Source organism: Variovorax sp. WS11 (genome assembly GCF_010499245.1).
Lineage (GTDB): Bacteria > Pseudomonadota > Gammaproteobacteria > Burkholderiales > Burkholderiaceae_C > Variovorax.
Genome location: NZ_JAAGOW010000001.1, coordinates 2712172 through 2733052, shown reverse-complemented (window position 1 = coordinate 2733052; position 20881 = coordinate 2712172). Strand labels below are relative to the sequence as shown.

General features: G+C 69.1%; 23 protein-coding genes. 11 read left to right on the top strand and 12 right to left on the bottom strand.

Annotated features, from left to right (window positions below; all coding sequences use genetic code 11):
• Window positions 1–84 precede the first annotated feature (84 nt).
• From GXN78_RS13450 to GXN78_RS13440, 3 genes are all read left to right on the top strand, one after another.
• Window positions 85–1173 (top strand): response regulator, encoded by a 1089-nt coding sequence (locus tag GXN78_RS13450; protein WP_164255445.1) that lies wholly within the window; start codon window positions 85–87, stop codon window positions 1171–1173.
• A 52-nt stretch (window positions 1174–1225) separates the two neighbouring features.
• Entirely contained in the window at window positions 1226–2053 is an 828-nt protein-coding gene (locus tag GXN78_RS13445) for an enoyl-CoA hydratase/isomerase family protein (RefSeq protein WP_106560311.1), read from the top strand.
• A 144-nt stretch (window positions 2054–2197) separates the two neighbouring features.
• Window positions 2198–2911 carry a pirin family protein gene (locus tag GXN78_RS13440; protein WP_106560312.1) on the top strand — a complete coding sequence of 238 codons (714 nt, stop codon included), beginning with the start codon at window positions 2198–2200 and terminating at the stop codon, window positions 2909–2911.
• A gap of 105 nt (window positions 2912–3016) precedes the next feature.
• Here GXN78_RS13440 and GXN78_RS13435 read toward each other — a convergent pair whose 3' ends face one another.
• From GXN78_RS13435 to GXN78_RS13425, 3 genes are all read right to left on the bottom strand, one after another.
• The gene (locus GXN78_RS13435; RefSeq protein ID WP_106560313.1) at window positions 3017–3253 is read right to left on the bottom strand and encodes a hypothetical protein; all 237 of its coding nucleotides are present in this window, start codon (window positions 3251–3253) and stop codon (window positions 3017–3019) included.
• A 131-nt stretch (window positions 3254–3384) separates the two neighbouring features.
• A complete protein-coding gene (locus tag GXN78_RS13430; protein WP_106560314.1) occupies window positions 3385–3834 on the bottom strand; it encodes a hypothetical protein in 450 nt (149 codons plus the stop codon).
• Between the two features lie 26 nt (window positions 3835–3860).
• A complete protein-coding gene (locus GXN78_RS13425; protein WP_106560315.1) occupies window positions 3861–4136 on the bottom strand; it encodes a DUF2164 domain-containing protein in 276 nt (91 codons plus the stop codon).
• 83 nt (window positions 4137–4219) lie between these two features.
• Between GXN78_RS13425 and GXN78_RS13420 the strand changes: the two genes are divergently transcribed.
• Window positions 4220–5341, top strand: coding sequence for a helix-turn-helix domain-containing protein (locus GXN78_RS13420; RefSeq protein ID WP_106560316.1), 1122 nt, complete (start codon window positions 4220–4222; stop codon window positions 5339–5341).
• 119 nt (window positions 5342–5460) lie between these two features.
• Window positions 5461–6522 carry a dienelactone hydrolase gene (locus GXN78_RS13415; protein WP_106560341.1) on the top strand — a complete coding sequence of 354 codons (1062 nt, stop codon included), beginning with the start codon at window positions 5461–5463 and terminating at the stop codon, window positions 6520–6522.
• A gap of 6 nt (window positions 6523–6528) precedes the next feature.
• On the opposite strand, the gene GXN78_RS13410 is transcribed toward GXN78_RS13415, so the two are convergent.
• Entirely contained in the window at window positions 6529–6846 is a 318-nt protein-coding gene (locus GXN78_RS13410; RefSeq protein ID WP_106560317.1) for a hypothetical protein, read from the bottom strand.
• Window positions 6847–7016: 170 nt separating this feature from the next.
• Here GXN78_RS13410 and GXN78_RS13405 point away from each other — a divergent pair, with 170 nt between their 5' ends.
• On the top strand, window positions 7017–7484 hold the full coding sequence (locus tag GXN78_RS13405; protein WP_106560318.1) for a ferritin-like domain-containing protein: 468 nt from the start codon (window positions 7017–7019) through the stop codon (window positions 7482–7484).
• A 12-nt stretch (window positions 7485–7496) separates the two neighbouring features.
• Here GXN78_RS13405 and GXN78_RS13400 read toward each other — a convergent pair whose 3' ends face one another.
• Together GXN78_RS13400 and GXN78_RS13395 are read right to left on the bottom strand one after the other, a co-directional pair.
• Window positions 7497–8594, bottom strand: coding sequence for a DnaJ C-terminal domain-containing protein (locus GXN78_RS13400; RefSeq protein WP_106560342.1), 1098 nt, complete (start codon window positions 8592–8594; stop codon window positions 7497–7499).
• Window positions 8595–8729: 135 nt separating this feature from the next.
• A complete protein-coding gene (locus GXN78_RS13395; RefSeq protein ID WP_106560319.1) occupies window positions 8730–9566 on the bottom strand; it encodes an alpha/beta hydrolase in 837 nt (278 codons plus the stop codon).
• Between the two features lie 176 nt (window positions 9567–9742).
• Here GXN78_RS13395 and GXN78_RS13390 point away from each other — a divergent pair, with 176 nt between their 5' ends.
• From GXN78_RS13390 to GXN78_RS13375, 5 genes are all read left to right on the top strand, one after another.
• Window positions 9743–11242, top strand: coding sequence for a PAS domain-containing sensor histidine kinase (locus tag GXN78_RS13390; RefSeq protein ID WP_239142700.1), 1500 nt, complete (start codon window positions 9743–9745; stop codon window positions 11240–11242).
• Window positions 11239–11679 (top strand): response regulator, encoded by a 441-nt coding sequence (locus GXN78_RS41220; RefSeq protein ID WP_239142699.1) that lies wholly within the window; start codon window positions 11239–11241, stop codon window positions 11677–11679. Before GXN78_RS13390 ends, GXN78_RS41220 begins: the two co-directional genes overlap by 4 nt.
• Before the next feature lie 123 nt (window positions 11680–11802).
• Window positions 11803–12405: a DUF1326 domain-containing protein gene (locus tag GXN78_RS13385; RefSeq protein ID WP_106560321.1), complete on the top strand. Its 603-nt coding sequence runs from the start codon at window positions 11803–11805 to the stop codon at window positions 12403–12405.
• Window positions 12406–12472: 67 nt separating this feature from the next.
• Entirely contained in the window at window positions 12473–13303 is an 831-nt protein-coding gene (locus GXN78_RS13380) for a DUF2182 domain-containing protein (RefSeq protein ID WP_106560322.1), read from the top strand.
• Window positions 13296–14186, top strand: a complete 891-nt coding sequence (locus GXN78_RS13375) for a DMT family transporter (RefSeq protein WP_106560323.1) — start codon at window positions 13296–13298, stop codon at window positions 14184–14186. Before GXN78_RS13380 ends, GXN78_RS13375 begins: the two co-directional genes overlap by 8 nt.
• 96 nt (window positions 14187–14282) lie before the next feature.
• Here GXN78_RS13375 and GXN78_RS13370 read toward each other — a convergent pair whose 3' ends face one another.
• The 6 genes from GXN78_RS13370 to boxC form a co-directional block, all read right to left on the bottom strand.
• Complete coding sequence (locus tag GXN78_RS13370; protein ID WP_106560324.1) at window positions 14283–14993, bottom strand: RES family NAD+ phosphorylase; 711 nt, start codon at window positions 14991–14993, stop codon at window positions 14283–14285.
• Window positions 14965–15639 (bottom strand): hypothetical protein, encoded by a 675-nt coding sequence (locus GXN78_RS13365; RefSeq protein ID WP_106560325.1) that lies wholly within the window; start codon window positions 15637–15639, stop codon window positions 14965–14967. Before GXN78_RS13365 ends, GXN78_RS13370 begins: the two co-directional genes overlap by 29 nt.
• Before the next feature lie 74 nt (window positions 15640–15713).
• Window positions 15714–16151, bottom strand: coding sequence for a MaoC family dehydratase (locus GXN78_RS13360; RefSeq protein WP_106560326.1), 438 nt, complete (start codon window positions 16149–16151; stop codon window positions 15714–15716).
• 13 nt (window positions 16152–16164) lie between these two features.
• Window positions 16165–17448, bottom strand: coding sequence for a benzoyl-CoA 2,3-epoxidase subunit BoxA (gene boxA, locus GXN78_RS13355; protein WP_106560327.1), 1284 nt, complete (start codon window positions 17446–17448; stop codon window positions 16165–16167).
• 191 nt (window positions 17449–17639) lie between these two features.
• Entirely contained in the window at window positions 17640–19067 is a 1428-nt protein-coding gene (boxB, locus tag GXN78_RS13350; protein ID WP_106560328.1) for a benzoyl-CoA 2,3-epoxidase subunit BoxB, read from the bottom strand.
• Between the two features lie 28 nt (window positions 19068–19095).
• Window positions 19096–20766, bottom strand: a complete 1671-nt coding sequence (gene boxC / locus GXN78_RS13345) for a 2,3-epoxybenzoyl-CoA dihydrolase (RefSeq protein ID WP_106560329.1) — start codon at window positions 20764–20766, stop codon at window positions 19096–19098.
• Window positions 20767–20881: the final 115 nt, after the last annotated feature.

The following is a 20881-nucleotide window of genomic DNA, read 5'->3' as shown; positions in this document are numbered from 1 at the left end:
CATCCGATCGCGACGGATGCTGACGGGCAGCGGGGCCGGCAGGCCGGCATCTTCGGGGCCTGCTCGCCGAGGACGAACAACATCATGGACAGCCCAGCCTCTTCGACCGCCGCCCCCAAGCCTGGCGCACTGCTGGTGCCCGGATGGGACGACAACCACCGCGAGCGCTACCGAGCGCTGGCGGATGGCCTTGTCGCGCAGGGCTGGGCCTGTCGCCTCGTCGACCTGCCGAACGAAGTGTGGTCGCCGGCGCAGCGCGCGGCGGTGACGCGCGAGGACAACCTGAAGGATGTGCTGGCCGCTTACGACGCGCTGGCCCGCGAGCCGGGCGTCGATCGCGCCGCGATCGGCCTCGTGGGCGTGAGCTACGGCGGCTACCTGGCCGCGTTCGCGAGTGGCCTGCGCCCGGTGCGCTGGCTCGCGCTGCGCGCCCCGGCGCTGTACCGCGACCGGGGCTGGTCGAGGCCCAAGGAGGATCTCGACAAGGAAGACCTGGCGGCCTACCGGCTGCTGCGCTTGCGCGCCGAGGACAACCGCGCGCTGGCGGCCTGCGCTGCCTTCCGGGGCGACGTGATGCTGATCGGATCGGGCAGCGACGACACGGTGCCGCGCCCCGTCATCGAGAACTATGCGGCGGCCTTCGCGCACGCACGCTCGCTGCGCACGCAAATGCTGGAGGGCGCGGATCACGCGCTCTCGCATCCCGACTGGCACGCGGACTTCCGCCGCGGCCTGTTCGACTGGCTGGCGCAGCGCCGCGCCGAGCTGAACAAGGACGCGACCGCGGCGCGCGCGCCGGCGTCGCCCCGCAAGCTGCGCATCCTCGTGGTCGAGGACGAACCGGACATGCTGGCAATCACGCTGGAGCTGCTGCAGACGCTGGGCCATTGGGCCACCGGGGTGAAGAGCGCGGAGGTGGCGATCAACCGATTTCTCGACGGCGTCTTCGATCTGCTGATGACCGACGTCAACCTGCCGGCCCTCTCCGGGCTCGAGCTCGCGCAGAAGCTGCATCGGCATGGCTTCCCGGTGGTCTTCGCCACCGGCAGGCCGCCGCCGTCCCGGCTCGCGCCCGGGACCTTCTGGCTGCAGAAGCCCTACACGGTGGAGCAGCTCGAGGAGGTGCTGCGCGCCGCTGCCGCGCTCGTGCCCGGCGGGCCGCGTGAAATCTAGGCGCTCAAGGGCGAAGATCGGGGTTTTTCCAACCCCGAACGAGGACCGAGACATGGCCAACGAATCCCCCTACGCGCACTACAGCGCGCTCACGCTCAAGCCCCACCCCAACGGCATCCTCGAGGTGGTGATGGGCGCCTCGCAGAGCGCGAACAAGAAGCTCTCGACCGCCGATCACAACCTGCACCGCGAGCTGGCCTCGATCTGGAGCGACATCGACAAGGACCCGCAAACGCGCGTGGCGCTGATCCGCGGCGAGGGCAAGGGCTTCTCCGCCGGCGGCGACCTGGGCCTGGTGGAGGACATGGCGAACGACTTCAACGTGCGCGCCCGCGTCTGGCGCGAGGCGCGCGACCTGGTCTACAACGTCATCAACTGCTCCAAGCCGGTGGTGTCGGCCATGCACGGCCCCGCCGTGGGCGCGGGGCTGGTCGCGGGGCTTTTGGCCGACGTGTCGATCGCCAGCACCACGGCCCGCATCATCGATGGCCACACGCGCCTGGGCGTGGCAGCCGGCGACCATGCGGCGATCGTGTGGCCGCTGCTGTGCGGCATGGCGAAGGCCAAGTACTACCTGATGCTGTGCGAGGCGGTGTCGGGCGAGGAGGCCGAGCGCATCGGCCTGGTCTCGCTGGCTGTGCCGGAGGACCAGCTGGTGGCCAAGGCCTTCGAGGTGGCCGAGAAGCTGGCCGCCGGTTCGCAGACCGCGATCCGCTGGACCAAGTACGCGCTCAACAACTGGCTGCGCCTGGCCGGGCCCACCTTCGACAGCTCGCTGGCGCTGGAATTCATCGGCTTCTCGGGGCCGGATGTGCAGGAAGGCATCGCTTCGCTGCGCGAGAAGCGCAGCCCGAAGTTCGACCCGTCCTGCCCGTTCTAGGGCCTGATTGCCAAAATCACCCAGAGCCAACCATGAAGTCCATTGCCCAGGCACTGGTGCGGTCGACCCCGCACGACTACGCGCATGAGGTCACGACGTCGGGCTTCGCGGTCGGGCCAGGAGCCCGGGGCGTAAGGTCGGCGCATGAACGACGTCTTCCATGATCGCCAGGCACGCGGCCTGACCCGTACGGGCTGGCTCACCAGCCACCACACGTTTTCCTTCGGCTCGTTCAACGATCCGCTGAGGATGGGCTTCAGGGCGTTGCGCGTCATCAACGAGGACGTGGTGGCCGGCGGCTCGGGCTTCGCCGAGCACGCGCACGACCATTTCGAGATCTTCACCTTCCTGTTGACCGGCACCATCGAGCACAGAGACTCGGCCGGCAACGCGGGGACGCTGCACGGCGGGGACGTCCAGGTCATCAGTTCAGGGACCGGCATCAGGCACTCAGAACGCAACCCTTCCGCGATGGAGCGGGCGCATCTGTTCCAGATCTGGCTGCACGGTGAGGCCGACGATGCGGCTGCGCAGTACCAAGTCCTTCCCGGCGCGCTGAACGAAGTCAGCGCGCCCTTTCGCCTCGTCGCGAGCCCGGATGCGACCGACGGCTCCCTGCGCTTGCGCGCGCCGGTACGAATCTGGGCGGGCCGAATGGCGTCGGGCGGTCGATGTACCCATACGATCGCGGCGGGTCGCTTCGGCTGGCTGCAGGTCCTGGACGGCATCCTGTCAACGGAGGAGGAACCGGATGGCGATGCTTTCGAGCTGCGCGGCGGCGATGCCCTGCAGATGGCGACGGTGCGGGCCGTCCATTTGCAGGCACTGACGGACTGCCGCTGCTCTGGCTCGATCTAGCCTAGACGGCTGCTTCGAGCGCGCGCTGCTTCGCCCATGACCGACGCGAGAAGCGCAGCCCGAAGTTCGATCCGTCCTGCCCCTTCTAGAGCCTGATCGCCGACTTCAGTCCGGTGTCGTGCCCTGCGGCGTTGCGGCGCCGCGCAGCTCGCGTTGGCGAATGAACTCAGCGCCCGCAGGCAGTTCCCAGGTGTCGCCCGGGTCGACGATTTGGGTGTCGAACGGGTCGGTCGTCGCGGCACCCTTTGGGAGGGCCTTCACCGGGATAGGGTTTGCGTTGTAGAGCTTGCCCTCCAGCCTGTGGTCGATGGCCAGCGGGAACGCGCCTGCGGTGAAGTTCATGTCGATGCTCCTTGAGCAGGTGCCGCCGAAAAGCCCGACGGCGAAGCTGCAGGTCGGACAGTACGCGCTCGGGCGCGAGGCGCATCCCCTGCTCGGGGGACATGCCGGTCCTTCGCGGTGCCTGCGCTCCCTCAGCGTTCGGATGAAGGGCCGCGCCAGCTTGCGGCCCTGGCTCGTGCCGCAAACAAGCGACTCGCAAACACGGTGCAAGCCAGCGCCAACCCCAGGCCGGCAACCGCCTCGGCCCAGATGCTGAGATTCATTGCCCACGTGTGTTCAGCGCACAGCGCCAGCGTGTAGTGCCCCAGCCCATCGAGCCCGAACGCGCCGTAGGCGGCCAACGCGACCGCGCCCAGGAACGGCCAGCCGCTACGCGACAGCGCGAGGCCGGCCACCCCGACGCTGGTCACCGCGAGCCACACGAGGTACACCGTCTCGCGGGTGATCCACAGCGGCATGTTCGGGTAGTAGGCGATGTACTCGGCGTTGTGAGTGAAGTGGGCCAAGCTCGCCAGGAAGTAGGTCGCGAGCAGCGCCCACACGCCCTGAGGAAGAAGCGCCGAGGTCCATGGGAATCGCATCGTTGTCGTGATGCTGTGTTTCGTGCTCACTTCCTGCCCTTGCGCTGAGCGTCGTGCTTGCGCCAGTACTGGAATTCGTCCTCGTGCACTTCGAGGTCGAGTTCCGAGATGCGCACTTGGAGCCGCTCCTGGACCTCCGCGACGGCCTGGTTGTAGATGACGGGCCCGACCTCCTCGACGAAGAAGCTCAGGAGCGCGCCCGCGGCGATGTTGCCGATGCGCTCTTCCATGTTCTCCTGAAAGTAGCGCTCGATCGACTTGATCGCTTCGCTCCTGGCTTCCTTGTTCAGTTCGATGGGCATGGTGCTTGGGCTTTGTGGTGTCGATGGCTACTGTACGTGGAGTACGGGAACCGCCTGCTAACCTGTCGCGCCCTGCTCCGCCCATGACCGACGCCCAGCTCTTGATGCTTTTCGACGCCGCACTGCGCGGCATGCTGCTCGCCCTGCTGCTGCTCCTGGCCTGGGTGCTGGCCCGCGACCGACCGCGCCTGCCGGCGGCCCGCGCGGCGCTGGCGATGATGCTGGGGCTGATGGTGCAGGTGATCAGCTCCACGCCGCAGTTCGAGGCGCAGGTGCCGCGCCTCTGGCAGGCACCGCTGGTCGCCGTCTCGGTGGGCAACGCGGTGCTCTTCTGGATCTTCGTGCAGGCGCTGTTCGACGACGACTTCAGGCTCAGGCCGCTGCATGCCGCCGCCTGGCTGGCGGTGGCCGCGCTGGCCGGCTTCAATTGCGTGGTGACGACCCCCGGCAGCTCGGTGCTGGCGGTCACGAAGGGGCTGCAGCGCGGGGTACCGCTGTTGTTCTCGGTGCTGGCCACGATCGCGGCGGCGGCGCATTGGCGCGCGGACCTGGTCGAGGGGCGGCGCCGGCTGCGCGCCTTCATCGTGGTGACGGGCGTGGCCTACACGCTGGCGATGCTGGCCGCGCGCCTGGCCTCGCCGCAAGGCCGGCTCTCGGGCACGACAGCGACGGTGGACGCGGCGCTGTTGCTGGTGATCGTGGCGGTGACTGCCTTCTGGATGCTGCGGCTGGCGGGCTCCGAGATCTTCCCGTCCGAGCGCGTCGTGCCGTCCCCGGTGCCGCGCGCGGATCCGGCCGAGGCCTGGCGTGTGGAAGCCGAGGATGGCGCCGAGCCGCCCGCACCCGACCCTGCCGATCAAGCGCTGGCCGAGGCGCTGCAACGCCTGATGAACGAGGAACGCGCCTACCGCACCGAAGACCTGAGCATCGCCGGCCTGGCCGCGCGGCTGAGCACACCCGAGTACCGCCTGCGGCGGCTGATCAACCAGCGCCTGGGGCACCGCAACTTCAACGCCTTCGTCAACGGCTTCCGGCTGGCGGAGGCGCGCACCGCGCTGGCCGATCCGGCGCGCCGCAGCCTGCCGGTGCTGAGCATCGCGCTGGAGGCCGGCTTCCAGTCCATCGGCCCCTTCAACCGCGCCTTCAAGGCGGCCACCGGGCTCACGCCCACCGAGTACCGGCGGGAAAAGCTGGCCGATTCCTGAAATCGGCGAACCGAAACACGCGTTTCGTCGCATTCGGCAAGACGCGGCAGCAGCGGCACGGCATCGTCCGCATCACCGCAGGCAGGGGCCTTCGGACCAACGAAAAAGGAGTGAACACGATGCGTTCTTTGCGTTTGCTGGCGCCCGCGCTGGCGTTGTTGCTGTCGGGCCTGGCACAGGCGAGCGTGGGACTCGGCACGATCGCCGCGACGGCCGAGGACGGGTCGGTCACGCTGTACTACCCGTCCGCCGATGCCGAGCAGGCGGTCCGGCGCGGACCGTTCACGCTGCAGGTGGCGCCGCAGGGCCAGCCGGTGCGGGGCAACGGGCGGCTGGTGGTGATCTCGCACGGCTCGGGCGGCGCGCCGTGGGTGCATGCGGACCTGGCGCGCAGCCTGGTGCAGGCCGGTTTCGTGGTTGCGATGCCCGAGCACCGGGGCGACAACTACAAGGACGGGAGCAAGCCGGGGCCGGAGAGCTGGACCCAGCGGCCGGCCGAGGTGTCGCGCGCCATCGACGCGGTGGGGCGCGATGCGCGCCTGGCGCCGCTGCTGCAGTTGGACAAGGTGGGTGTCTACGGCATGTCGGCCGGCGGCCACACGGCCCTGAGCCTGGCGGGCGGGCGCTGGTCGCCGGGCAGCTTCAAGCGGCATTGCGAGGCGCACCTGGAGGAGGACTTCCAGTCCTGCGTCGGGCTGTTCACGCGGCTGACGGGCGGGTGGCTGGATGGTCTCAAGGAATGGGCCGCGCTCGCGGTGATCCGCCGGCGCTTCGACGACGACACGCCGCGCGTGCATGTCGACCCGCGCGTCGCGGCGGTGGTGGCCGGCGTGCCCTTCTCGGCCGACTTCGACATGGCCTCGCTGGCCGCGCCGCCGGTGCCGCTGGGCCTGGTCACGGCGCAGCAGGACCGCTGGCTGATCCCGCGCTTTCACGGCGACCGGGTGGTGGCGGCCTGCAAGACCTGCGAGCTGATCGCCGACCTGCCCACGGCCGGCCACGGCGCCCTGCTGTCGCCGCCGCCGCCGGGGCTCACCGGCCTGGTCGGCGACATGCTCAACGACCCGCCGGGCTTCGACCGCGCGGCCACGATGCCGGAGGTGGATCGCAAGATCACGGCCTTCTTCGCGAAGCACCTGTTGCAGGAACGCGCGTCGGGCGGCCAGGCCTCGCCCGGCTGAAGCGGCTCAGCGGCCGAGGTCCAGCTCGCGCGCGTGGTTGCTGCGCACCCAGGCGATGTGGCCCGCCTCGGAGTTCCGCGCCTGCCAGGCGCGGAACTCCGGGTCGGCGGACAGGGGGTCGACGACCTGGGCGAAGGCCAGGGCGTTCTCGAACTGCACGCTGAGCACGTAGTTGCCCAGCTCGCCGGCGGTGATGGCCCACAGCCGCGGGCTCGTCGCACCGTGCTTGCGCCAGAGCGCGGCGCCCTGCTCCATCGCTTTCATGACGGCAGCCAGGTCGGCGCCCGGATTGGGCTTGAAGACGTAGCGGGCTTCGTAGGCCATGGCGGCCTCCTGTGGACGTGCGGGGAGCCGGTCATTGAAGCACCGCGGGCCTGCCGGCGCAACTGCGCCAGCCGAGCGCTCGGCCACGGACGCCTTGCGCAAGTCGACGGATCGTGCAAGGCTTGGGGCCGCGCTGCCGAGGCGGCGTCCGTCACGCCAGGAGGTGCGCCATGTCCCAGATCGACAAGGACCAGGTCGTCGATGTTCTGAACCGCCTGCTGGAGGCGGAGCTGGCGGGGGTGGTGCGCTACACGCACTACTCGTTCCTGGTGTTCGGCTTCTCGCGCATTCCCATCGTCTCGTGGCTGCGGGCGCAGGCCGACGAATCGCTCCTGCACGCGCAGCAGGTCGGCGAATGGATCACCACGCTCGGCGCCTATCCGTCGCTGGGCATCGGCGCACTGCTCGACTCGCACAAGCACGACATGTCGGCGATCCTGCAGGAGTCGCTGGCCACCGAAGGCCACGCGCTGGGGCTGTACCGGCAGCTGCTGCAGCTCGTCGAGGGGCGCTCGGTGGCGCTGGAGGAGTTTGCCCGGCAGATGATCCACGCCGAGGAGCTGCATGCGGCGGATGTCGACAAGATGCTGCGCAAGCCCGGCGAAGTCCGCGCCTTCGCGGACCGCCCCGGCGGCTGACTGGCTGACCGGCTAGCCGCGCAGGCCACGCTCCCACGCGCGCAGGCCCCTGTGCCAGGCCTGGAGCCGTTCATCCTCGCGCGCGCCGGTGCCCGAGGTGGTGGCACAGAGCTGGTCGAGCAGGATCTGCTGGTCGGTGCTGAGCCGCTCCGGAAACACGGGCGCGAGCGTGACCCACTGGTCGCCGCGCGCGCCGCGCCGCTCCACCGGAAAGCCCTGGCCCTTCAGGCAATAGGACAGCTGGCCGCGGCTCAGCTGCAGGGACTGCAGGCCGGCGAGGGTCGGCACCTGGACCTGCCGGCCGGCGACCCACGCGAAGCCGTCGACCGGAACCTCGCAGCGAAGCGTGCCGTCGTCGTCGAGCGTGAAGAAGGCATGGTCGAGCAGCTCGACGCGGATTTCGAGATCGGCGGGAAGGCGCTCGGGTCGCAGCCGCCGCCCGTCGACATGCAGCAGGTCGCCATGGCGCACGCCGTGCGGAATGCGGACCTTGGCCTGGTAGCTGCGCGCGGCCGTCTTGCCGGAGCTCCTGCAGGCTGCGCACGGCTGCCGCGCGATCCCGCCGCCCAGGCAGGCCTCGCACTCGGCCAGGCCGGTGGGCCAGCCGAAGAAGGAGCGCTTGGACACGGCGCCCGAGCCGCCGCACCGGACGCAGTTGCCGCCGAGCACCTGGTGGCCGGCGCCTGCACAGACCTGGCAGGTCTCGGTGACCTTGCCGCGCAGCACCTTGATGCAACCGGCCGCGGCCTCCTCGAGCGTCAGCTTGACCTTGCGGTGGATGGGCCGCCGTTGCCGGCTCGCGCTGGCGTCGTCGCGGAAGGCGGTGTCGCCGCCGTCGTCGTGCTCGTCGAACGCGGCGCCGGGCTCCGTCGCCGGGCCGGGCGCGGTGACGTCGGCATCGTCGGCCGAGGGTTCAGGAGCGACCCGGAATCCGGCGCGGCGGATTTCCTCGAAGGCCTGGTTGATGCGCTGCATCTTGGCCACGGCGCCGGCGCTGCCATTGCGGTCGGGGTGCCATTGCGAGACCAGCCGGCGCCACGCGGCCTTCACCTCGCTCTCGCTTGCGTCAGATGCCAAACCCAATTCGGCGAAAGCGTCGTCGGTGCCCAAGCGCGGATCCTCATCGCGGCCCGCCGTCCGGACGAAGGTCCATGGAGGCAGCAGCACCGTCTGCGCGATGCTATCCGAAGGCGATGGCGCGCTGGCGACAGAAGAGCGCGCTTTGGCCGCTATCCGCCAGCGTTTTCAGGCACATCGTGACCGTTCGTAAGCTTCGGTCGCCCGGCAGTGGGCGAGGAACTCGGCCACCGCGTCGTTGACGGCCTCGGGATGCGTCACCGGGCCCATGTGGCCGAGCCCCTCGAACTCGACGACGCTCACGTCCGGCAGCACGCCGGTGAGCAGCCGCGCGACCCCGCGCGCCGAGGCCGGCGACTGCGCGCCCGTCATGTAGAGCACGGGCATCTCCAGCGCGGCGAAGGCCTGTAGCGGCGTGGGCTCGGTGAACAGGGCGCGGGCCCAGCCCGCGACGTTGACCATCGACAGCGCGATGGGTGCGCGGCGCGGCTCGGGCATGCGGCGCCAGCTGCCGGCGCCCATCCAGTAATCGATGAAGCGTTCGGCGGCGGCGTCGGGGTCGCCGGCCTCGATGGCGGCCGCGGCATCGGCGGCGGCGAAGCGGATGCCGTTCGCCGCCTCCTGGCCGGGCGACTCCTGCTCCAGCAGCGAGAAGAGCGTGGGCTCGTACAGCGCGACGGCGCGCACGCGCTCGGGCCATGCGAGTGCCGCCATCAGGGCCACGGCGCCGCCGTAGGAATGGCCGACCAGGCAGAAGGGATCTCCGGCGGCCGCGAACACGGGCTCCAGCAGTGCCAGTTCGTCGGCCAGGGTCACGACGCGATCCGGCGGCCAGGCGGGGCTTCGGCCGGCGCCGAGCGAGTCGGGCGCGAGCACGCGCCAGCCCGGGGCCAGGCGCTCCATCAGGCCGCGCCACTGGGCGGAGTTGCTTGCGTTGGCATGGAGGCAGACGACGCCGGGGCCGGCGCCGGATTCGCGGACGTGGGGATGGAGGTCTTGCTGCATGGGTGCACTGTGGCGCGCCGCGCGCGAGGCGTCCTGACTGGGCGTCCCCGCTGCCTGCCTGATCGTCCGCCCTGCGCAAGGCGCGCGTCCCGGCGAGAAAACCCGGGCATCTGTCCGACTGTGCGTGGGCGTGCGCGCCACTAGACTGCCGCCATTCGCCTCGACCGATCTACAGCATGGCAGATGCACGCGACGTTCCGCTCCCGCCCGGCCCCTCACAGCCGTTGGCGCTGACGCGGCCAGGCGACGCGGACTACCGGCTGCTGGTCGAGGCGGTGAGCGACTACGCGATCTTCCTGCTGGACCCGGGCGGCAACGTGCGCAGCTGGAACACCGGCGCGCGCAAGATCAAGGGCTACGAGGCGCACGAGGTGATCGGGCGCCACTTCTCCCTGTTCTATCCGCCCGAGCAGCTCGAGCGCGGGTGGCCCGAACACGAGCTGAAGGTGGCGCGCGAGGTCGGGCGCTTCGAGGACGAGGGCTGGCGCGTGCGCAAGGACGGCACCCGCTTCTGGGCCAACGTCATCATCACGCGGCTGTCGGGCCCCGAGGGCGAGTTCCGCGGCTTCTCCAAGATCACCCGCGACCTCAGCGAGCGCCGCCGCGAGGAGGAGCATCTGCGCATGAGCGAGGAGCGCTTCCGCCTGCTGGTGGAGGGGGTGAAGGACTATGCGATCTTCATGCTCGACACCAGCGGCCACGTGGTGAGCTGGAACGCCGGGGCGCGGCGCTTCAAGGGCTACGAGGCCGCCGAGATCATCGGCCGGCACTTCTCGGTCTTCTACCCGACCGAGGCGCAGGCCACCGGCTGGCCGGACGAAGAGCTGCGCATCGCGCGCCGCGACGGGCGCTTCCAGGACGAAGGCTGGCGCATTCGCAAGGACGGCACGCGCTTCTGGGCCAGCGTGGTGATCACGGCGCTGCACGATGCCAGCGGCACGCTGCGCGGCTTCGCCAAGGTGACGCGCGACATGACCGAGCAGCGCCGCGTCAGCTCGCTGGAGGACGAAGGCCGGCGCATCAGCACCTTCCTGGCGATGCTGGGCCACGAGCTGCGCAACCCGCTGGCGCCGATCTCGAACGCGCTCGCGCTCATGGCCCGCGAGAAGCTGGAGAGCCGGACGCTGCGGCTCGCACAAGACACGATCTCGCGCCAGCTCAAGCAGCTGGTGCGGCTGGTGGATGACCTGCTGGACGTCGGCCGCATCACCAGCGGAAAGATCCGGCTGGAAGCCAAGCCGGTCGATCTCAAGTGGGTGGTGCTGGAGTCCGTCGAGGCCATGACGCCGACAGCCACGGACAAGGGCCAGCGGCTGCAGACCGAGATCGAGGAGACGCCGCTGTGGATCACCGGCGACCGCGCCCGCATGATCCAGGTGCTGAGCAACCTGCTCGGCAACGCCATCAAGTTCACGCCGGCCGGCGGCCACGTGTGGGTGCAGGCCCGCCGCGACGGCGAGCGCGCGGTGCTGAGCGTGCGCGACGACGGGCCGGGCATCCCGCCGCAGGACATCCAGCGTGTCTTCAACCTCTTCGAGCAGGGCGAGCAGGACATCGCGCGGCTGCAGGGCGGGCTGGGGCTGGGGCTGAGTCTGGTCCAGCAGCTGGTCGACCTGCATGGCGGGGATGTCGCCGCCTACAGCAAAGGGTGCCGGGCGAGGGCAGCGAGTTCGTGATCCGCCTGCCGCTGGCAGCTGCCCCGGCCCTGCCCGAGAAAGCCACGGCGGCCAGCCCGCAGTCGAACGGGCGTCCCGCGGTGCTGGTGGTCGACGACAACCGCGACTCGGCCCAGACCATGGCCGCGCTGATGGAGACGCTGGGCTGCCACGCGATCGTGCGGCACGACGGCCAGGCGGGGCTCGAGGCCATCAAGCGCCTGGCGCCCGACCTGGTGCTGCTGGACATCGGACTGCCCGGCATGAGCGGCCTCGAGGTGGCCCGGCGCGCGCGCGCCGAGATCGAGCATCCGCCGCCGCTGATCGCCGTGACCGGCTACGGGCAGGAGCGCGACCGCCAGCTGAGCTTCGACGCCGGCTTCTTCGCGCACCTGACCAAGCCGGTGGACGTGAGCCAGCTCGAGGACCTGCTCAAGCGCCTGCTCGACCGGCGCTGACCGACCCCGCCCCCGGCCGTTCGACACATGGACGCGCCGCCGCCTGCGGCGTAGCATCGTCTTCCGCCTTGCCGCCACAGCTGCGGCGACAAGTCCGCCAGCCACACTTCAACGGAGGTCGGAATGAGCTATCACCTGGAAGGTCGCCTGCTCGAGGTCTGCAACTGCAACGTGCTGTGCCCCTGCTGGATCGGCGAGGACCCGGACAACGGCACCTGCGACACCATCGTCGCCTGGCGAATCGACAAGGGAACGATCGATGGCCTCGACGTCGGCGGCAACACCATCGCCGCCGTGGCCCATGTGCCGGGCAACATCCTGCAAGGCAACTGGACCGCCGCCATCTACGTGGACGACAACGCCTCGAAGGAACAGGAAGAAGCGCTGCTCAAGGTGTACACCGGGCAGGCGGGCGGCCCGATCGCGGACCTGGCCAAGCTGATCGGCACGGTGGTGTCGGTGGAGCGGGCGAAGATCGGCTTCAACGTGAACGAGGGCCAGGGCAAGCTCGAGATCGGCACCGACTACTACGCCGAGCTCGAGCCCTACCGCGGCGCGACCGGCGGGCAGACCGTGCTGTCGGACACCGTGTTCTCGACCGTGCCGGGCGCGCCGGTCTTCGTCGGCAAGGCGCCGGTCTATCGCTCGAAGAATGCCGCCCTGGGCATCGACCTCGACATCAAGAACCACAACGCGCTGCAAAGCACTTTCGTCTTCGACGCCTGAAGCCATGAGCGCCGCACGGCCGCTCCGAAGGCGCTCGCACCGCAGCGCGTAGCGTGGAGGTGACTCAATGAACACTCCTGCGGGGATTGCGCGGCCGGCCGTGTCGCGCTCCGGAGCCGCGCGCCACCGGCGGGTGTTCGTGCCGCTGCTCGTGGCCTTGATCGGGCTGGCCTGGCTGGCGCTGTGGGCCTGGGCGCGCAGTCCCTACGGCCGCTACCTGGAGCATGGCGACTGGATGGCCTCGGGGCCCGCGGCCTTCCTGTGCCGCGCCGTGCCCGCGGGCGAGCTGCTGCTGCCCGCGCTGCTCTACGCGCTGGCCTGGATCCTGATGACCGCGGCCATGATGCTGCCGACCACCCTGCCCCTGTTCAACGTGTTCGACCGCATGACGGCCCGGCGCCCGGACCACGCGCGACTGGTGCTGCTGCTCGGGCTGGGCTACTTGGCTGTGTGGGGCATGTTCGGGCTGCTGGCGCATGGGCTGCACGAGCTGGTCCTGGCGCTGCTGGAACGCTCGCCGACGCTGGCCTGGCACGGCTGGCTGATCGGCGCCGCGACGCTCGGGCTGGCGGGCGCCTTCCAGTTCAGCCGGCTCAAGCACCAGTGCCTGGAGAAATGCCGCACGCCGCTGGGCTTCGTCATCGAGCACTGGCGCGGGCCGGCGCCGGCGCGCCAGGCCTTCATGCTGGGCGCGCACCACGGCGTGTTCTGCGTGGGCTGCTGCTGGGCGCTGATGCTGCTGATGTTCGCGCTGGGCACCGGCAGCCTCGGCTGGATGCTGCTGCTGGCCGTGCTGATGGCGATGGAGAAGAACCTGCCCTGGGGCCGGCGCCTGAGCGCGCCACTGGGTATCGCGCTGCTGGTGGGGGCCCTGGTCGTGGTGGCCGTCCATGCCTGAGGGGCGCGATGGCCGCCCGGGCCTGCGGGCCATCGCGCTCACCGTGGCAGCCATGCTGGCCTTCGCGGCCAATTCGCTGCTGTGCCGCATGGCGCTGCAGCATGGGGGCATCGATGCGGCCAGCTTCGGCAGCATCCGGCTGGTGGCGGGGGCGCTCACGCTGATGCTGGTCGTGCGCCTGCGGTCGGGCGCCGGTCCGACCGGGCGTGCCGACTGGCTGGCGGCGGCGATGCTGTTTGCGTATGTCGCCTTCTTCTCCTTCGCCTACCTCAGCCTGTCCGCGGGCACCGGGGCGCTGATCCTGTTCGGCGCGGTGCAGCTGACGATGCTGGGCGCCGGCCTGCGCGCGGGCGAGATGTTCGGTCCGGTGGCGTGGTCGGGCTTCGTGCTGGCAGTCGCGGGGCTGGTCTATCTGGTGTCGCCGGGAGTGACGGCGCCGCCGGCGCTGGGCGCGACGCTGATGGCGGTCGCGGGTGTGGCCTGGGGCGTGTATTCGCTGCGCGGGCGCGGCGTGGCCGACCCGCTCGCTGCCACGGCGCGCAACTTCGTGCGGGCGGCACCGATGGCGCTGCTGCTGAGCGCCCTGCTGGCTGGCACCGGCAGCGCGCACGCGGACGCGGCTGGCATCGCGCTGGCCGTGGCCTCGGGTGCGCTGACTTCGGGCATCGGTTATGTGATCTGGTACGCGGCGCTGCCTTCGCTCACGGCGATGCGGGCGGCGACGGTGCAGTTGTCGGTGCCGCCGATCGCGGCTTTCGGCGGCGTGCTGTTCCTGTCGGAGGCGATTACGCCGCGGCTGATGCTCTGCTCGGTGGCGATCCTCGGAGGGATCGCGCTGGTGCTGATGGGCAAGGCGCGGGCCGCCAAGCCGCAAGGATCGTAGTAGCTGAAGCATCGCTGCGAGGCGTTGCGCTCGACGTCGCGTTGAACGACGAGGAGTTCGCCAACTTGAGGTTGCAATCTGCAACCTCAAGCAGAGCTAGTTCTTCCCCGGCACGATGCTCACGCCGATCTGTTCGGCCAGGCTCAGCAACTCGTCATAGGCTGCCCCGTCATCGAGCAGGCTGCGGGAAGGAGTGGCTTGACGCAGCAAGCCGGGGGCGATGCGATCCCCGAACAGCATGACGGCCTGGGCACTGTCGTCCTGTCGGGAGGTCCAGCACAAGCCCTGTACGTCGGCGCGCTGCGCATGGATGGCTTCGGCCCATTTCCGCGTTGACGCGTACTGATCCTTCTCCGTGTCGATCAATTGCCCGCGCTCCACGCCCAGCTTGCGCAGGGCTTTGCTGCGCAGGTCGGCCAGCACGAGATCGGTTCCGGTCGTCAGCTGGGAATGCACTTGATCCTTCAGCTTCGCCTTGTCGTAGCTCTTGAAGCCCGGTGCGAAAGGCACATCGTGGAAGACCGTTTCCATGGCCGCGCACGCGAAGGTGTTTCCTCCATAGAGTGTGGGAATAGGCTTGCCCTTGGCGCTCTTGATCGGGCTGAACCGTGCATTGCCCTTGACGCCGGGATTGAATTCACCGCCCGCATACTTCTCCAGATGAACACGATGCAAGGTCGTACCCCTCGGCCAGGGCGTCGTCGATACATGCAGTGTTGCCGGCGGCGCTGGCGTGGTGTCGGCAGGTGGCGGCGGCGGCGGCGATTTGCCGGGACGCCTAGCCATGCGCGACCGCCTCCTGCTCATCCGCGGCGGCCGCAATGACGCGATCGGGCTGCTTCGCCAGCACGTCCTGGGGTCGCTTGCCGCCGAGGAAGCTGTTGGCGGACGAGAACCAGTACGCCAGACCCCAGCCGTCTTTTGACTCGCCGAAAGTCTCGATCACCTTGGCCATGACCTTGAGCGGCCGGAAGCCCGTCTTGGGGTCGAGCCCATAGCTGGGAAAGTAGTCGACCCCGCGATGCCGGATGGCGAAAATCAACCGGTCGCGCTTCCACTTGTTGGGCTGGGCACTGGGATTGCTGGTACTGAAGCCGGCCAGGTCGGCGATCTGCGCCGTCGTCAGCCAGTTGTCCTCCTGGAGCACGGCGGTGCGGGCTCTCGCCAGCATGGCCGCCTCCTTGAGCTGCGTTGGCGTAGGCGGCGCCCTCGGTACAAGGATTTCGACCAGGGACTCCAGAGTTTCGCGTTCGTGCCGGGAGACGGTCAGGCCTACCAGTTGTACGAAACGGACCAAAGTCTCTGCGATGGCTCCAGCCTCCTTTGCAGATACATGCTCCAGGCCGATGGCAACGACCTGATCCGCATCGAGTTGATTCAGCCGCCGACCGATCTCCTTGGGAGATCCGGTCATGACGTCGAGCAGGTCAGCCTGTGCATGGGTCGTGGTCATGGCACCTTCGATGGTTAGATTGGATATACACAGCAATGCTAATCCATCTAACCGAAAGCCACCACCTTCCCGGTCTAGCCCTCGAGCTTGAACAGACTCGTCGCCTCCAGGTCCAGCGCCAGCTGCTCGCGCTGGTTGAACAAGCGCCAGCGCCAACGCAGGATGCCCAGCGTGGGCCGCTTCTCCGAGCGCCGCACCTCGATCACGTCGGCCACGAGGCGCAGCGCATCACCAGGCCGCACGGGGTTGGGCCACTTCACATAAGCCAGGCCCGGCGAGGCGAAGGACTCGGAGCCCGCCAGCGCGGCATCGGTCACCAGCCGCATCGCGATGCCGCCCGTGTGCCAGCCGCTGGCGATGAGCCCGCCGAAGGGGCCGTCGGCGGCGGCTTCGGCGTCGGTATGGAACCACTGGGGGTCGTAGGCCTCGGCGAACTGCAGCAGCTCGGCCTCGGTGACGAGATAGGGCCCGGCCTCGATGACCTGGCCCGCGTGGAACTCGGCGAACTTCATGCCGCGAGCTTACTTAATAAGTCTCGAGGTGCAGGCGGCCTTCGCGCTTCAGGGCGGCTCCCACCGTGTCCCAGTCCAGGCCCACTTCCACCGCCACGTCGCGCAGCGCGAGCACCACTCCCTCTTCCATGCTCTTCAAGCCGCAGACGTAGAAGTGGCTCTGCCCGTCCTTGAGCAGCGCAGCCAGGTCGGCGGCGCGCTCGCGCATCGCGTCCTGCACGTAGCGCTTGGGCTGGCCGGCCGTGCGCGAGAAGGCGAAGTTGATGTCGATGAAGTCCTTGGGCAGAGTCTGCAGCGGGCCGAAGTAGGGCAGCTCCTGCTGCGTGCGCGCGCCGAAGAAGAGCAGCAGCTTGCCGCTCTCGAACTTGCCGCTCTTGCGCAGGCGCCGGCGCCACTCCGTCATGGCGCGCATGGGCGCGCTGCCTGTGCCGGTGCAGATCATCACGATGTGCGACTTCGGATGGTTAGGCATCAGGAAGGACGTGCCGAAGGGGCCGATGACCTGGACCTTGTCGCCCACCTTGAGGTCGCACACGTAGTTGCTGGCGACGCCGCGAACCGGGTTGCCTTGATGGTCCTGCAACACGCGCTTCACCGTCAGCGAGACGTTGTTGTAGCCGGGCCGCTCGCCGTTGCGCGGGCTGGCGATGGAGTACTGGCGCGCGAAATGAGCCTTGCCGTTGGCGTCGGTGCCCGGCGGGATGATGGCGATGGACTGGCCCTCCAGCACCGGGAAGGGCATGGCGCCGAAGTCCAGCACGATGTGATGCGTCTGGTTCTCGTACCCGGCCTCGGTGCAGTTGAAGTTGCCGACCACCGTCGCCGTGGTCGGGCTCTTCGGCGGGAACAGGTTGGTGTAGGCGTGCGCGGCCGACCAGGGCGGCACGGTGGCGCCGTATTGCGCGGAATTGAAGACCTGCGCGCCGGGCTCGGACTGCGGCTGCGGTGCGGCGGCGGCCTGCGCCTGGATCACGACCTCGTCGGACGAGGCGATGCCCTCGGCCTCCAGCTGCTCGGGCGTGAGCTCGGCGGGCAGCTCGTCCCAGGTGAGCTGCTCCTCGATGGAGTAGGCGCGCGCCACGGGCATGGTGCGCCAGTTGTCGATGGAGCCCGTCGGGCAGGGCGAGATGCAGGCCATGCAGCCGTTGCAGACATCGGCACGCACCACGTAGTTGCGGTCGTCGTGCGTGATGGCATTGACGGGGCAGGTGGCCTCGCAGGTGTTGCAGCGGATGCAGATCTCGGGGTCGATCAGGTGCTGCTTGATGACGCCGAGTTGGATGGTGGCCGTGTCCATGTCGTTATCTCCTTTGCCGCCCAGACGGCCCATCACCGTTCAAGGCCCTTGTACCGCCCCAGGGCCGCGCAAAGCGCTGGCCCCTTCGTGAAACACCGCGGAACCGGCTTCGCCGGGCCGCTGGTGTTGCCCCCGGTAGGGGGTGGGCGCCCGGACACGAAGTGCCGGGCAACCTGGGGGCGAGCAACAGTTCAGCCGAAGCGGACGTATTCGAAATCCACCGGCTGGCGGTTGATGCCCATCACCGGCGGGGCGATCCAGCCGGCGAACTTGCCGGGGTCGACCACGCGGCCCATCAACGATGCCACGAAGGCGAAGTCTTCGCTCGTGGGCAGCCACTCGTCCTTCTTCGCGGCCCATTCGGCCTCGTTCACCACACGCCCCTCGGGCGACATCTTGATGCCGGCCAGCGCGCCGATCTGGCGGTTGAAGGCCTTGTGCGGGACCGTCAGGCGGGTCGGGATACCTGCCTTTTCCAGCACCTTGTTCCAGCGGCCCACGCCGGCGACCGAGTCCTTGATGAAGTCGTCGCGCAGCACTTCGTTCAGCGCATTCAGCATCGGCACGTCCTTCTCGAGGAGCTGGCCGTCCTTGACTTCGAGCACCTTGTAGGTCTGGCCCTTGAGCACGTGGTCGTCGGTGCGCTTGCCCTCTTCGTAGCGGCCCTTCAGACCCGAGCTGTAGAAGGTGGCGGCGTTGCTCGACTGGTCGGCGCCGAACAGGTCGATGGTGACGCTGTAGTGGAAGTTCAGGTAGCGCTGGATGGTGCCGAGGTCGATGGCGCCGGCCGCACGCACCTTCTGCGGGTCGTCGGTCTTGAGCTCGTTCATGACCTGCGCGGTGCGCTGCAGCACGCGCGAGACGCCGCTCTCGCCCACGAACATGTGGTGCGCTTCTTCGGTCAGCATGAACTTCGTGGTGCGCGCCAGCGGATCGAAGGCGCTCTCGGCCAGGGCCGACAGCTGGAACTTGCCGTCGCGGTCGGTGAAGTAGGTGAACATGAAGAAGGCCAGCCAGTCCGGCGTCTTCTCGTTGAAGGCACCCAGGATGCGCGGATTGTTCTCGTCGCCCGAAGTGCGCTGCAGCAGGGCCTCGGCTTCTTCGCGGCCGTCGCGGCCGAAGTGCTTGTGCAGCAGGTAGACCATGGCCCACAGGTGGCGACCCTCTTCCACGTTGATCTGGAACAGGTTGCGCAGGTCGTACATGCTGGGCGCGGTCAGGCCGAGGTGGCGCTGCTGCTCGACCGAGGCGGGCTCGGTGTCGCCCTGCGTGACGATGATGCGGCGCAGGTTGGCGCGGTGCTCGCCGGGGACGTCCTGCCAGGCCTTCTCGCCCTTGTGGTCGCCGAAGTGGATCTCGCGGTTGGCATCGCCCGGGTTCAGGAAGATGCCCCAGCGGTAGTCGCGCATCTTCACGTGGCCGAACTGCGCCCAGCCCTGCGGGTCGACGCTCACGGCCGTGCGCAGGTAGACCTCGTAGTTGGTCGAGCCGTCGGGGCCGACGTCGTCCCACCAGTTGATGAAGTTGGGCTGCCAGCCTTCGAGCGCGCGCTGCAGCGTGCGGTCTTCGCCGAGGTTGACGTTGTTGGGGATCTTCTCGCTGTAGTTGATCGTGCTCATCGTTGTTCCTTGCAAAGAGTTCTGACGTTCAGACGCGGTTGAGATCGAAGCCGGCCTTCTCGCCGGTGCCGTAGACCTTCAGGGCACCCTTTTCGCCGACGGCGTTGGGGCGGTTGAAGATCCAGTTCTGCCAGGCGGTGAGCCGGCCGAAGATGCGGGTGAGCATGTTCTCCTGGCTGGCGAAGCGCAGGTTGGCCTCCAGGCCGGTAAGGGCGTCGGGCGACATGGCGGCGCGCTCCTCGATGGCGATCCGGATCTCGTCGTCCCAGTCGATGTCGTCGGGGGCGGCGGTGACCAGACCGAGCTTGAGCGCCTCGTCGGCGTCGAGCGGCTTGCCGGCAGCGGCGCGGGCGGCCTCGAGCGGGGCGGCCTCTTCGTAGAAGCGGCGCTGCAGGCGGCTCTGGTCGTTGACCATGGGGAAGAAGCCGAAGTTGAACTCGTCGAGCACCAGCTTGGGCGCGCGCTCGGGCTCGTCGGGCAGGGCCAGCATGTAGGCCCGGTCGGCGGCGAAGGCGATCTCGGCCAGGGTGCCGGCGAAGCAGGAGCCGGGCTCGATCAGCGCGAACAGGCTGCGTGAGGAGACGTCCAGGCGGGCCAGCGTGCGGCGCAGCGCGCCGATGGTTTCGCGCACCAGCCAGTGGTCCTTGTTTGCGAGCAGGGTCTTGTCGCTGTCGAGCACGGCCTGGGCATCGCCCTCGGTCTTGAGCAGCCAGGTGCCGATGTCCAGCTCGTTGGTGCGCAGGTTGAGGATGGCGTCGTCGAGCTGGCGGACCATCGCGAGCGGCCACCAGGCGGCGCCCGCGGCCTCGATGCCGGCGATGTCGGTGGGCTGCGCGCCGGCCGGGGCCTTGACGGTCAGCGTGGCGGTGCGGCGGGCGCGGTCGATCTCGACCGTGACGAATTCATAGCGGATGCTGTCGGCGCCGTCCTCGCGCTCGACGCGGGTCAGGCTCACGCCCTTGCCGCCGGCCGGGCGGTGGCTGCCCTCGGCCAGCTTGGCGGCGCGCTCCTGCACGGCGGCGCCGAACTGGGCGGGCTTGGCGATCGCATCGACCAGGCGCCATTCGACCGCGCGCTGGCCGCGCACGCCTTCGACGCTGGTGCAGAAGATGTCGGCCAGGTCATGGCGCACATGGCGCTTGTCGGTGACGCGGGTCAGGCCGCCGGTGCCGGGCAGCACACCCAGCAAAGGCACCTCGGGCAGGGAGACGGACGAGGAGCGGTCGTCGACCAGCACGATCTCGTCGCAGGCCAGGGCCAGCTCGTAGCCGCCGCCGGCACAGGCGCCATTGACGGCAGCGATGAACTTGAGGCCCGAGTGCTTGGACGAATCCTCGATGCCGTTGCGGGTCTCGTTGGTGAACTTGCAGAAGTTCACCTTCCAGGCGTGGCTGGAAACGCCCAGCATGAAGATGTTGGCGCCGGAGCAGAAGATGCGGTCCTTGCCGCTGGTGACGATCACCGAGCGCACTTCCGGATGCTCGAAGCGCACGCGGTTGAGCGCGTCGTGGAGCTCGATGTCCACGCCCAGGTCGTAGCTGTTGAGCTTGAGCTTGTAGCCGGGGCGGATGCCGCCGTCTTCGGCAATGTCCAGCGACAGGCGGGCGACGGAGCCCTCGACGCTGAGCTTCCAGTGGCGGTATTGGGTCGGGTCGGTGCGGTAGTCGACGCGGGCGGGATGGGCAGCGGTCTCGGTCATGTCGCGGTCTCCTGGGTGCCTGTTGGCGTGAACAATAATGCAGTTTGCGTTTGCGCTGACATGCATCATCCTGCATGTTTTGGAGCGCGTCAAGCCCTTGCCGGATTTTTTTGCA